The following is an 11,663-nucleotide window of genomic DNA, read 5'->3' on the forward strand; positions in this document are numbered from 1 at the left end:
TGGGTTTGCACTTGAAACAAGCCCGCCATTGCGGCGGGCTCCTGCTGCACTCAGAGCTTCGGTAGCTGACCGACTCGGCCCATCATTTCGGTGACGATCTGCAGGTCGAGGAGGAACTGCTCGACGGTCTTGAACTCATTGTCGGTGTGCCCGGTGTACTTCACTTCCGGGCGTGCCAGGCCGAACTGCACGCCGTTGGGCAGTTCATGCACGGAGGTGGCGCCGGCCGAACTGCCGAACGCGTGTTTCATGCCCAGGTTTTCCGTGGACACCGCCAACAAGGCCTTGACCCACTCACCTTCCGGGTTGCGGTACATCGGTTCGGCGACCGAGTAGGTGAAGTTCACGTTGACCTTGGTTTTCTTGTCCCAGGCGCTGAGCTTGTCGGCAATTTGCGCTTTGAGTTTCTCCGGCGATTTACCCTTGGGTACGCGCAGGTTCACCGCCAGCTTGAAGGTTTTGTCGTCCAGGTCGACGAACGTCAGCGAGGTGGTCAGCGGCCCCATGAAGTCATCGGCGAAGCCCACGCCCAATTTGCCGCCCAGGTAATCCAGGCCCCAGTTGTCGGCGGCATAACGCGCCGCGTCGGTGATGTGGTTGTGCTTGAGGGCGATCTTGCCGTCGACGCTGTGGATCAGCTCCAGCATGCGCGCGACCGGGTTCACCCCGGATTCCGGTTCGGACGAGTGCGCGGAGACCCCGGTGACTGTCAACTGCACTTCTTTGCCGACCACCTTGGCGCTCACCTGGAAGTCAGCGCCATTGCGCTGGGCGTATTGCGTACCGGCCTCTTGCAGGCTGGCGGCCAACTCGGCAGGTTTGTCGCTGAGCAACGTGGCGACCGACGCCGAGGGAATCTGGTTGGTCGCTTTGCCGCCGGTCATGGCGATGATTTCCGCGCCTTTGCCTTCACCTTTGCGGCGCGGGAAAGTGGCCATGACCGTGCCGTAGCCTTTTTCGGCAATGACCACCGGGTAGCCGCCATCCAGCGCCAGGTTGTACGGCGGCGTCGGGTTGCGTTCGAAGTAATAGGGGATCGCGTCGCCGGAGGTTTCCTCAGTGGTGTCCACCAGCAGCTTGAACGTGCGAGCCAGCGGCAGCTTCTCTTCCTTGATCACCTTCATGGCGTACATCGCCACCACGATGCCATTTTTGTCGTCTTCAGTCCCGCGGCCGTACATGCGGTCGCCGATCAGCGTGACCTTGAACGGATCGAGCCGGGTGCCGTCTTTCAACACCCAATTTTCCGGCGTCACCGGCACCACATCCGCATGCGCGTGGATGCCCACCACTTCATCGCCGCTGCCTTCCAGGGAGATTTCGTACACGCGGTTGTCGATGTTACGGAAGTTCAAGTTGAAGTCTTTCGCCAGGCCCTGCAGCTTGTCGGCGATCTTGAGGAATTGCGGGTTTTTGTACTGCGGCACGCCGTCGACGTTGAACGTCGGAATTTCCACCAGCTCGCGCAGAGTCTCGGTGGCGGCCTTGGCGTATTTCACCCGCGCATAAATGCCCAGCAGGCGATTGATTTCGTTCTGTTGCTCAGCGCTCAGGGTTTTGTGCCCGAGAAAGTCGCTGATCGCCGGGCCGACATCGCTGGTTTTACCCAGCTCGCCCTGGGCCAGGGTGCCGAGGAAACTGCGGAAGTCAGTCACCGAGGTTTCGCTGAAGCCCTTGAGAATCGCCGTGCTCTGCTGTGGGGTGATGTTGGCGAAAGCGGGGCTGACGAAGGTCGAGAGGCTCGCGGCGAACACGCTGGCGGCAGCCAATTGCTTGAGTGGAAAGTACATGGCGGGACGCATTCCTTTGCTGGTAGTGAGTGGGAGATTTCTGATCATTAAGTCAGAAATATTTCCACACACTACCACCACACGGGCTGAGAATGGCAGACCTTGGCGTAGGAAATTTCTCAGTCAAACGCCCCCGCGTCGGAGGGGACATCTCTGTGCGCGCGGGCGTTGAATCCTGTTCAGGTCAAGGTTGGCCAGGGTGCGGCGCAGGGTAATCGGCCGTTACGTCCAGTGCTTTGGCGTAGGGCCCATCCCACAACTGCTCATGCAATTGCCCTATACGCTTGGCCATCGCTTCGCTGCGCATGACCACCTCCAGGTTGCGCGAATTATCCAGATACCCGCCCAGCCAATTGCTGGTGCCGACCCACGCCACTTGCCCGTCGATCTCCAGGGTCTTGCTGTGGATCACCCGTGCGTAGGGGATAAACCCTTGTTTGGCCTGGGGCAGGGTGACGATCTTGATCTGCACGTTGGGCAGCACCGCCAGGCTTTTCAAATAGGGCAGTTCCAGCGCATCGGTGTTCCAGTTGGACACCATCAGCTTGACCGACACCCCGCGAGCGGCGGCGGCACGCACGGCGTTGTCGATCACCGCATAGTAGGGCCGGGTTTTATCCGGGCCGTAAGACAGCGGCGCGTAGTCCAGCAGTTGCACGCGCACTTCGTGCTTGGCTTCGCCGAGCAGGCGCGGCAGTTCGAGTTGGGAGTCGCCCACCCCGGGCGGGTTGTAGCGTTGCGGGCTGGCCACCAGGTAATTGCCGCTGCGCGCAGGCGCCTGGCCGGCCATCGGCAGCGGCACCGGGTTGTGTGCGCTCAGCGCCGCCTGGGCTTGCCAGTCCTGATCGAAAATCGCCTGGACCTGGCCGACCACCGTGGCGTCGGTGATGCGCAGTCCGGTTTCGTGGATATGTTCCAGCGAGCGCCAGTCGAAATTCTGGCTGCCGACAAACGCCTGCCGCCCATCCACCACCATGTATTTGGCGTGGATGATGCCGCCGCTCAGTTGCCCGTAGGGCAGCACGCGCAAGGTCAGATTGGGAATCGCACGCAGGCGTTCCAGTGTGGACGCTTCTGATAAGCGAATGCCTTTTTCCTCCAGCAGGAAACGAATTTTCACGCCGCGTTTACCGGCGGCTTCCAGGCGCTCGATTACCCGCTCCAGCACCGAGCCTGGATGGTCGGCGGCATAAAACTGGCCGATATCGATCGTGCTTTTGGCACCGTCGAACAGCTCGATCCACACCGGGCCCGGCTGGCGCAAATCGGCGCTAGCCAGTTCGGTGTCCAGCGGCACGGTGTGCACCAGTTCAAACCCCGGAATTGAAAAGTCCGCCTGGGCCAGCGGACTGAGCAGCAAGCCGGCGAGGCCGGCGATACGGCATTTCATCGATAGGGACATAGGCATCTCGTCAGGGAAAAAGACAGGGCGGGCGCCTCACGCGCCCGCCCTGACAGTCATGCCGTGCGGCTGTGCAACGAGGTGGGCACCAGGTGCGGCACTTCGCCCTGCACGCGGGCACCGGTGGCGGCGCGAATCAGCAGGATCTTCAACTGATCGTTGATGCGTTCCAGGCTGTCCTGGAAGAAGTTGTGGAACACCACGCAGAACAGCGCGATGGCGATCCCCAGGCCCGTCGCGAACAACGCCGTACCGATGCCGCCGGAAATCTGCCCAGGGTCGGACACCCCCGCGCTGGCCAACGCCTTGAAGGTGTCGATGATGCCGAGGATGGTGCCGAGCAAGCCCAGCAACGGTGCGGCGGTGGTGATGGTTTCGATGATCCACAGGCTGCGGGCCAGCGGGGCGCGGGTGGTCAGGTATTGGGTTTCGATCACATCATCCAGGTCCTTGCGTGAACCTTGCGAGGCTTTCTGCACCAGCACCGGCGTCACCATGTTCAGCGGCAGGCTGTCGCGGCGGGTCAGGCTTTCCGGCAGGTCGCGCTCGCTGTGTATATGGGCGCCCAGCACCTCGGTCAAGGCGCGGGCCTGGCGGCGCACATAGGCGAAGTAAATACCGCGCTCGATGGTGATGAAGATGGCGATGGCCATCGCGGCATACATCACATAAAAGGTGATGTCGTGGAGCAGGTTCATGTCCATGTTCGATTACCTCGCTGTTAGAAATTGGCTTCCAGGGACACCGTCACGGTGCGTTCCAGGCCAACGATGTAGGCCGGGTCGCCGTCGCGGAAACCGCTGTAGCTGGCCGCGTTGGTCTTGGTGGTGTACACGCCGTCCAGGTACTTCTTGTCGAACAGGTTGTCGACGTTCAGGCGCAGGGTTGCGTCCTTCACCACTTTCTTGTCCACCGGCAGGTAGATACCGGCGCCGGCGTTGAACACGGTGCGGCCGGAGATGGCTTCGTCGTTCGTCAGGTCGCCGTAGAGCTTGCTGGTGTATTTGCCGCCGAAGGTGCCGTAGAAGCGCCCGTCGTCATACCCGATGTTGGCGGCCAGCATGTTTTTCGGCACGTTGGCGAACTGTTTGCCGCTGGTGGGCAACAGGATGGCTTTGCCCGCGTTGTACACGGTCAAGTCGTCCTGCTGCTCGGCCTTGGTATAGGTGTAGGAGGTGTAGTAGTTGAAGTGCTGGGGCAACAGGCCGCTCCACTCCAGCTCCAGGCCGCTGTTGTTGACCGATCCGGCGTTGATGTCGGCGTAGTCGCCGTTGATGTCCTTGGACGAAACCTGGCGATCCTTGAACTGCATGTAGAACAAGGTGGCGGCCACGGTCATGTCGTCGCCGGTGAAGCGCCAGCCCAACTCATGGTTCCAGCTGGTTTCCGGCTTGGAGTTGATCGAGTCCACGCCCTTGTCGTACAGCACGTAGTTCTGCGGGATACGCATGTTGCGCGACAGGCTGTAGAACAACTGGTCGCGTTCGTCGAGCTGGTACTTGAGGCCGGCGTTGGGCAGCAGCTTGTTGTAGGTCTGGTGACGTTTTTCCGGCTGCTCGGTGAGGCTGCCGTTGTTGGTGCCGTCGCGCTTGACGTTCATGTAGGCCAGGCCGGCCACCAGGGTCCAGTCCGGGTTGATGTACCAGGTGTCCTGAGCCCAGACTTTCTGCGCCGGGGTGACGGTGAAACGATCACGGCCTTGCACGGTGTTGCCGTTGGCATCGACCACGGCGTCGCCGTCCGGCCAGGTGTCGGTAGGCTTGCCGTTGCTCTTGAGCGCGATGAACGGTTGGGTCTGGCTTTGACGCGCGCGCTCGTACCAGTAGCCGAATTGCAGGCTGTGATCGCCCAGGTCCCAGTTCAGTTTGGTGGTAATGCCGGGGCGCCAGGTCTGGGTGCGGGAGGGGCGGTAGTACACGCCGGTGGTGGAGGAGCCGTCGGCGTTGTATTGGGCGGCGGTGGGCAAGTTACCCAGGTCGAAGACGCCGCCTGCGTTCGAGCCGCGGTTCAGCGCGTAGCTCGACGAGCCGACGCCGCTGCCGTTACCCCAGTAGTAATACGGGATCACCGACAGGGCCAGGTTGTCAGCCAGTTTGAACTGGGTGTTGAGCACGCCGGTAAAGGTCTGGAACGGGTTCTGCGCGAGGGCATAGTAGCTGTTGAGCTTGCCGTTGCTGCCGACCGTCGGTGTGGCGGGGTAGGGGTCGAACTTGCGGCCGTTCTGCTGGAACTGCGATTTGGTCAGTTGGCTGTAACTGTTGTTGTCCTGCTCGTGGTACTTGAGGATCAGGTTGGCGGTGTTGCCATTGCCAGCGTCGAAGAAGCTGTTCCACTCGACCTTGTCCGCACGCACGGCCCCCGAGCCGCGCCACATCTGCCCTTCGGTATGGGACGCCGACAGCCAGTTGCTCAGGCCGTTGACCTCGCCGGTGTTGAGCCGGGCAAAGGTCTTGCGGGTGGCGTTGCTGCCGACCGTCTGTTTGACGAAGGCCCCGGTTTCCTTGGTGGGGCGAATGGTCACGATACCGATGTTGCCGCCGCTGGAGCCGATGTGCGGGCCGTCGGCCTCCGACGAGCCTTGGGTGACGAAAATCTGGTCGATGTTTTCCGGGTCGCCCAGCAGGTTGGAGTACAGCGCGTAGTTGCCGGAGTCGTTGATCGGCATGCCGTCCACCGACATCCCCACCTGGTCGGAGTTAAGCCCGCGCATGGTGAAGCGAAAGCCCGACAGGCCGGTGGCATCTTCGCTGGAGATGTTCAGGCCCGGGGTGTACTTGAGCTTGTCGATGGCGTTGCCGGTGGCGGTTTGTTTATCCAGCGCTTCCTTGGTTATCGTGGAGCGCCCCTTGATGCTTTCTTCCTGCACCATGTAACCGCCACCGGCAGTGGCCTTGCCCTGTACGCCGATGGTGCCGACGTCGCTGTCGCCGGTGTCGGCCATGACCATGCCATGCCCCATGCTCGCGGCAACGAGTGCCAGATGAATCCGTGTGAACCTCATCAGTGTCGTCCTAGTGTCGGGTGCTTATTGCACGCTGTAGTTGAAGGTGGCGGTGAAGCGCTGCTCATTGCGCCCCCCGAAGGCTTGCTCGGGGAACGGCTTGACCTGCTTGATACGCCGCAGGCTGTTGGCGGCGGCCCGGTTGAGCAACATGCTCGAGGCCGGGGTCTGCACGCCGGAGTCGAGTACCCGACCCTGGCGGTCCACCAGCAGCCAGACCACCACGTCGCCACTCGGGCGTTCGAGGGAGGCCTGGCGTCCGGTGGGGTATTGCTTGTAAGTGTCCAACTCATTACGCAGACCCTTGAGGTAACCGCCCTCCAGGGCCTGACCGTCGACCTTGGGCGGTGCGGGCGGGGCCGGAGTCGGCGCAGCCTGGGCGACCGCCGCGGGCGCGGGTTTGGCCGCCACCGGGGGCGGCGTCGGCGTGGGTTTGGCGACCACGGGCTTGGGCACTGGCTTGGGCTTGGGCGTGGGTTCAGGTTTTGGCAACGGCTTGGGCGGTGGTGGAGGCGGGGCCGGCTCGGCCTCTTCATCCTCGATCACCGGCGGTGGCGGTTCTTGTTCCACCACGGGTGGCGGCACCACCTCGGGCTCCGGCTCGACCAATGCCAACTCGACCGCCGACTCGTCGTACACCGGCTCGACCTTCAACGTCTGGGACTGGATACCCAGTGCAATCAGCACCAGGGCGATCAGGGCCGGGACACTGCCCAGCAGCCGACGCGCACGAAACAGAACGTACATGATCAGGACTTACGCGTGGCGATGGACACGGAGGTAAAGCCACCCAGACGCAGGGTGTCCATCACCTCCACCAGGCGCGAAACCTCCACGCCCTTGTCGCTGTTGACGATGATCGTCGACTTGGTATCCGGCTTTTCCGCCGCCTTCAGCGCCGGTACCAGAGCGTCGACCGTGAGGTCCTTGCCATCCAGTTGCAACTGGCCTTCCAGGCCCAGGGTGAGGATGAATTTGTTCTGCGGCTTGAGCTGCTGTGAACTGCTGGCGCTGGGCAGTTGAGTCTTCATGCCGAGTGCCGGAATCACGTTCAGACTCACCAGTACGAAAAACACCAGGAGGAACATCATCACGTCGATCATCGGGATCAGTTCGATGTGTGCCTTACGTTTTTTCGGTTCATCCCAGGTTCTCATTCCGCTACCCCGTTATTGAATTAGGGGCGACACGCTAACAACGAAAAATGACCGAACGGTTAACTTTAATTTACGTTTTGACGTGTCTAGGACGTGTCTTACAGATCGGTTTCCAGTCACTTTCATGAAGTAATGAAACTGAAACCCAGGGGGTACATTCTCGAAAAATTTACACCGAGAGCCGTCTTGTATGAGTCAGTCATTGCCGCATTTGTTGACTTCGCGTTTGCTGTTGCGGGCGTTGGAAAAAGGCTTTCCGGGATCTGCTACGTGGCGCAATGACTGGGAGCGCCGGGCGTGAGTCGCGCGGTTGACCACGATCGGCGCCGGGTACTGGCCGGGCTGGCGCTGGCCACGACCTTTTCGATCCTCAGCCCGTTTGCGCGCAGTGCGGGGATCGATTACCCGTTCACCTTGGGCGTGGCCTCGGGTGATCCGTTGCCGGATGGTTTTGTGATCTGGACGCGCCTGGCGCCGTTGTTCAATGCGGCGGACGGTCGCGGCGGGTTGGCGCGTGCGGTGCCGGTGCGTTGGCGGGTCGCCAGCGATGCGGCGATGACGCGCATTGTGAGGCAAGGTGAGGTGATGGCGAGCGAGCGCTTTGCCCACTCCGTGCATGTGGAGGTCGCGGGGCTGGAAGCCGGCAGGCCGTATTGGTATCAGTTCGAAGGGCTGGGGGCGCAGAGCGCGGTGGGGCAGTCGCGTACCGCGCCGGCCCTGCATGCCATGGCGACGGCGCGCTTGGGGTTCGTGTCGTGCTCCCACTGGGAGCGCGGGTACTTCAGTGCCTATCGTCACTTGGCGGCGGAGCAGCCGGACCTGGTGTTTTTCCTCGGTGACTATATCTACGACAGTTCCTACGCGGCCGACTCGGGAAAAGTCATTCGTTCCCACGGCAGCGGCAACGCGCTGACCCTGAGCGATTATCGCAACCGCTATGCGCTGTACAAGACCGATCCGGATCTCCAGGCCTTGCACGCGGCGGCGCCCAGCGTGGCGACCTGGGACGATCACGAGGTGCAGAACGACTATGCCAGTCGCTGGTCCCAGGACCCGAAGGTTGCCGTGGCGCAGTTTCTCAAGCAGCGGGCGGCGGCGTATCAGGCCTATTACGAGCATATGCCGCTGCGCATGAGCAGCCTGCCCAACGGACCGGACATGCGCGTTTACCGGCGCCTGGACTACGGCCGGCTGGCACGTTTCCATGTGCTCGACGGTCGACAGTATCGCTCCGAGCAACCGTGCATTCAGGCCAACGGCAGCCATCAGGGCCACATCGCTGCCAACACCTGCAGCGACTTGCGCGACCCCGCTCGCACCCTGCTCGGTTGGCAGCAGGAGGCCTGGCTGGACCAGGGGTTTGCCCAGTCGAAAGCGCAATGGAACGTGATCGCCCAGGACTTGCTGGTGGCACCGCTGCTGCAGCGCGACCTGACCCAGCACACGCTGGGCCATTGGACCGATGGTTGGGATGGCTACATGGCGAACCGTTCACGGATGCTCGCGTCCATCGCGCGCCATCAGGTCAAGAACCCGGTGTTTTGGGGCGGCGATATACATTCATTCTGGGCCACGGATTTGCATGCCGATGCCAACAACCCGGACTCGCCCGTGCTCGCCACCGAATTCGTCGGCACCTCGGTGACCTCCGATGGGCCGCCTTATGACGCCGTCACCCAGATGCTGCCGCAGAATCCCCATGTGAAGTTTTTCGACAGCCGCCAGCGCGGGTATGTATCGGTGGCGTTGGATGCACAGCGCATGCTCACGCACTTTCGCGTGATTACCGATCCGCGTGACCCGGCCGCCACGGTGTCGACGCTTAAGTCGTTCGTGGTGGAACCGGGGCGCGCCGGGGCGAGCGCGGTTTAATCCAGGCTGTAGCGCACCGACAGCGTGCCCTTTTTCTCCGACAGGGCCAGGATCGTCACCTGGCCCAATTCGCCTAACGCCTGCACATGCGTGCCACCACAGGCATACGCGGGCAATTCGCCGAAGCCGACTTCGCGGGTGCCGTCTTCCAGGCGCATCTGGCGCGGGTAGTCGGCGGCGATCCATTGGTTGATCTGCTGTTGAATCGCGTCGGCGTCCATCGTGTGTGCGCTTTCACCGCGGATAAAGGTGATCTTGCCTTCGCCCGGCCAGTGGTGGGCCTTGATCGGCATCCAGCCCAACGCCTCGCCAGCGTTGCCGATCAGATGCCCGGCGGAATGCAGGCGGGTGTGCAAGGCCCGGCGTTCGGCATCGACCCGTGCGTTGATCGGGCCAGGTTCTACGGGCTGGTCGAGGTAATGCACCACGCGCTCCGCCTCTTGGGTGACCCGCAGCACCCGGCTGTCGCCCAGCCAGCCGGTGTCGAATGGCTGGCCGCCGCCCTGGGGGTGGAAAATCGTCGACTGCAGCGTGACCGCAAACTGCTCTTCGTGGGCGGTGCAGCTCAGCACTTCAAGCTCGGCGGTCAGGTGGTCGTGGGTGAAAAACAGGCGCTCGGTCATCGTCTACATCCGCATCAAGGTTCTGCGGGCAGTATAAATAGTGCGCAGATGGGTGATAATCCGTTCAATTATCAATGGACTTGTGCGTCATGAGCATCAATCTTCCTTTGCCGCTGCTGGGTGAAATGGCGATTTTCGTCAAAGTGGTGGAAGCCGGCAGTTTTTCTGCGGCAGCGCGACAATTGAGCGTGTCGCCTTCGGCGGTGAGCCGCAGCATCTCGCGTCTCGAACAGGCGTTGGCCACGCGCCTGCTGCAACGCACCACGCGCAAGCTGCGTTTGAGCGAGGGCGGCGAAGAGGTGTTCAAGCGTTGCCAGGAGATGGTCAACGCGGCGCGTTCGGTGATGGAAATCAGCGGTCAGTTCACCCACGAGGCCGAGGGCCTGGTGCGGGTCAGCGTGCCCAAGGCGGTGGGGCGGTTCGTGGTGCATCCGCATATGCCGGAGTTTCTGCGGCGCTATCCCAAGGTCGATGTGCAACTGATCCTTGAGGATCGGCAGGTGGACCTGATCGATGACAATGTCGACCTGAGTATCCGTATCACCGACAGCCCGCCGCCGGGTCTGGTGGGGCGGCAATTACTGCCCATCGAACACGTGGTGTGTGCGACGCCGCAGTACCTGGCCGAGCACGGCACGCCGAGTCACCCCCATGACTTGCTCGCGCACAGCTGCATCTACCTGGGCGAAACCCCGGGGGACTCACGCTGGAAGTTTCGCCGGGCGGGCAAGGCGGTCACCGTGGGCGTGCGTGGGCGTTATGCGGCGAACCACACCGGCGTGCGCCTGGATGCGGTGTTGCAGCATGTGGGGATTGGCAGCTTGCCGTATTTCACGGCGCGGCATGCGTTGGATGAGGGGCGTTTGGTGCAGGTGTTGCCCGAGTGGGATTTTATTGCGTCCTACCATGGCGAGGCCTGGTTGCTGCATTCGCCGACGCGGTACCTGCCGCCGAAGGTGCGGGTGTTCATTGATTATCTGGTGGCGTGCATGGCCACGGAGCCGACGCTGGTGTGGGAGGGGGCTTGCCCCCGATAGCGGTGGATCAGTCATGCATGTATTGGCTGACACACCGCCATCGGGGGCAAGCCCCCTCCCACATTGAATGATCAGTGCTTGCTCTGGTCCTGCGGCATGGCCAGCAGTTGCTTTTCCTGGTTCCAGTCGAACGGTTCGTCGTTCTGTTCGGCTTCAAAGCGCCGCTCTTCCAGGGCCTGGTACAGGTCCAGTTCTTCGTCGGGCAGGATGACCTGGCTCATCATGTCCTGGCCCAGGTACTGGCTCTCGGTAGTGTGGGAGGGGGCTTGCCCCCGATAGCGGTGGATCAGTCATGCATGTATTGGCTGACACACCGCCATCGGGGGCAAGCCCCCTCCCACATTGAATGATCAGTGCTTGCTCTGGTCCTGCGGCATGGCCAGCAGCTGCTTTTCCTGGTTCCAGTCGAACGGTTCGTCGTTCTGTTCGGCTTCAAAGCGCCGCTCTTCCAGAGCCTGGTACAGGTCCAGTTCTTCGTCGGGCATGAAGTGCAGGCAATCGCCGCCGAAGAACCACAGCAGGTCGCGTGGCACCAGATGGGCAATTTGCGGGTAGCGCAGGATGACCTGGCTCATCATGTCCTGGCCCAGGTACTGGCTCTCGATCGGATCGATCGGCAGCAGGGCGCGCAGTTCATCGAAACGTTCCAGGAACAGCAGGTGGCTTTCCTCGGGCACCTGTTCGGCTTCGCCGACGGCAACCAGGATGCTGCGCAGGTGGTCGAGCAAGACGAGATGATCGGCAACGACGTTGGACACGAGATAAGTCCTCAAAGCAAAAA

10 protein-coding genes and 1 pseudogene are annotated in these 11,663 nt (G+C 62.0%); 2 read left to right on the plus strand and 9 right to left on the minus strand.

Annotated features, from left to right (window positions below):
* Nucleotides 1-50: 50 nt before the first annotated feature.
* From U5A08_RS09715 to U5A08_RS09740, 6 genes are all read right to left on the minus strand, one after another.
* The gene (locus tag U5A08_RS09715; RefSeq protein ID WP_321851333.1) at nt 51-1,790 is read right to left on the minus strand and encodes a dipeptidase; all 1,740 of its coding nucleotides are present in this window, start codon (nt 1,788-1,790) and stop codon (nt 51-53) included.
* A gap of 184 nt (nt 1,791-1,974) precedes the next feature.
* Nucleotides 1,975-3,192, minus strand: coding sequence for a phospholipase D-like domain-containing protein (locus U5A08_RS09720; protein WP_321851334.1), 1,218 nt, complete (start codon nt 3,190-3,192; stop codon nt 1,975-1,977).
* Between the two features lie 56 nt (nt 3,193-3,248).
* Nucleotides 3,249-3,896, minus strand: a complete 648-nt coding sequence (locus U5A08_RS09725; RefSeq protein WP_321851335.1) for a MotA/TolQ/ExbB proton channel family protein — start codon at nt 3,894-3,896, stop codon at nt 3,249-3,251.
* Nucleotides 3,897-3,913: 17 nt separating this feature from the next.
* Nucleotides 3,914-6,193 carry a TonB-dependent receptor gene (locus U5A08_RS09730; protein WP_321851337.1) on the minus strand — a complete coding sequence of 760 codons (2,280 nt, stop codon included), beginning with the start codon at nt 6,191-6,193 and terminating at the stop codon, nt 3,914-3,916.
* A gap of 24 nt (nt 6,194-6,217) precedes the next feature.
* Nucleotides 6,218-6,940, minus strand: coding sequence for an energy transducer TonB family protein (locus tag U5A08_RS09735; protein ID WP_321851338.1), 723 nt, complete (start codon nt 6,938-6,940; stop codon nt 6,218-6,220).
* 2 nt (nt 6,941-6,942) lie between these two features.
* Entirely contained in the window at nt 6,943-7,350 is a 408-nt protein-coding gene (locus tag U5A08_RS09740) for an ExbD/TolR family protein (RefSeq protein ID WP_005786670.1), read from the minus strand.
* A gap of 297 nt (nt 7,351-7,647) precedes the next feature.
* Here U5A08_RS09740 and U5A08_RS09745 point away from each other — a divergent pair, with 297 nt between their 5' ends.
* On the plus strand, nt 7,648-9,222 hold the full coding sequence (locus tag U5A08_RS09745) for an alkaline phosphatase D family protein (RefSeq protein ID WP_321851340.1): 1,575 nt from the start codon (nt 7,648-7,650) through the stop codon (nt 9,220-9,222).
* On the opposite strand, the gene U5A08_RS09750 is transcribed toward U5A08_RS09745, so the two are convergent.
* A complete protein-coding gene (locus tag U5A08_RS09750; RefSeq protein WP_253394495.1) occupies nt 9,219-9,845 on the minus strand; it encodes an alanyl-tRNA editing protein in 627 nt (208 codons plus the stop codon). The two genes, U5A08_RS09745 and U5A08_RS09750, sit on opposite strands and share 4 nt — an antisense overlap.
* Nucleotides 9,846-9,934: 89 nt before the next feature.
* Here U5A08_RS09750 and U5A08_RS09755 point away from each other — a divergent pair, with 89 nt between their 5' ends.
* Nucleotides 9,935-10,882: a LysR family transcriptional regulator gene (locus U5A08_RS09755; RefSeq protein ID WP_321851341.1), complete on the plus strand. Its 948-nt coding sequence runs from the start codon at nt 9,935-9,937 to the stop codon at nt 10,880-10,882.
* 71 nt (nt 10,883-10,953) lie between these two features.
* On the opposite strand, the pseudogene U5A08_RS09760 reads toward U5A08_RS09755, so the two are convergent.
* Nucleotides 10,954-11,151 (minus strand): annotated as a pseudogene (locus tag U5A08_RS09760) (PA2817 family protein); the annotation flags it as partial.
* Between the two features lie 81 nt (nt 11,152-11,232).
* Nucleotides 11,233-11,640, minus strand: coding sequence for a PA2817 family protein (locus U5A08_RS09765; RefSeq protein WP_017846829.1), 408 nt, complete (start codon nt 11,638-11,640; stop codon nt 11,233-11,235).
* Between the last annotated feature and the right edge of the window lie 23 nt (nt 11,641-11,663).

Source organism: Pseudomonas paraveronii (assembly GCF_963681955.1).
In the GTDB taxonomy this organism is placed as follows: Bacteria; Pseudomonadota; Gammaproteobacteria; order Pseudomonadales; family Pseudomonadaceae; genus Aquipseudomonas; species Aquipseudomonas paraveronii.

What these genes read in the sequence shown, in the direction of transcription:
- U5A08_RS09725 (WP_321851335.1), bottom strand. Translation starts at nt 3,896, where the DNA reads ATGGACATGAACCTGCTCCACGACATCACCTTTTATGTGATGTATGCC.
- U5A08_RS09750 (WP_253394495.1), bottom strand. Translation starts at nt 9,845, where the DNA reads ATGACCGAGCGCCTGTTTTTCACCCACGACCACCTGACCGCCGAGCTT.
- U5A08_RS09715 (WP_321851333.1), bottom strand. Translation starts at nt 1,790, where the DNA reads ATGTACTTTCCACTCAAGCAATTGGCTGCCGCCAGCGTGTTCGCCGCG.
- U5A08_RS09740 (WP_005786670.1), bottom strand. Translation starts at nt 7,350, where the DNA reads ATGAGAACCTGGGATGAACCGAAAAAACGTAAGGCACACATCGAACTG.
- U5A08_RS09730 (WP_321851337.1), bottom strand. Translation starts at nt 6,193, where the DNA reads ATGAGGTTCACACGGATTCATCTGGCACTCGTTGCCGCGAGCATGGGG.
- U5A08_RS09735 (WP_321851338.1), bottom strand. Translation starts at nt 6,940, where the DNA reads ATGTACGTTCTGTTTCGTGCGCGTCGGCTGCTGGGCAGTGTCCCGGCC.
- U5A08_RS09720 (WP_321851334.1), bottom strand. Translation starts at nt 3,192, where the DNA reads ATGTCCCTATCGATGAAATGCCGTATCGCCGGCCTCGCCGGCTTGCTG.
- U5A08_RS09755 (WP_321851341.1), top strand. Translation starts at nt 9,935, where the DNA reads ATGAGCATCAATCTTCCTTTGCCGCTGCTGGGTGAAATGGCGATTTTC.